The 201-nt window shown below is 44.8% G+C and carries 1 pseudogene; it reads left to right on the top strand.

Going from position 1 to position 201, the window contains the following annotated elements:
- A pseudogene (locus ATE34_RS10900) lies at nt 1-201 on the top strand (hypothetical protein); the annotation flags it as partial.

Here is a 201-nt window from a genome sequence, read left to right as displayed (position 1 = left end):
ATGTCTACGAAAAAGTGAAGACCAGTCACAAGGATAAGGAAGGCAACGACATTCCAGGATATCCAAGTGAAGATGGCGAACAACCTAAGAAAGACATCCCGGGTTACCGCTTCGTAGAGACTAAGAAACTTCCAAACGGCGACATTGAACATGTCTACGAAAAAGTGAAGACCAGTCACAAGGATAAGGAAGGCAACGACA

This window comes from Streptococcus oralis subsp. tigurinus, from assembly GCF_002093545.1.
Lineage (GTDB): Bacteria > Bacillota > Bacilli > Lactobacillales > Streptococcaceae > Streptococcus > Streptococcus oralis_C.
Note: the sequence above shows the minus strand (reverse complement) of the source record. Positions and strands in the feature narration are given on the sequence as shown.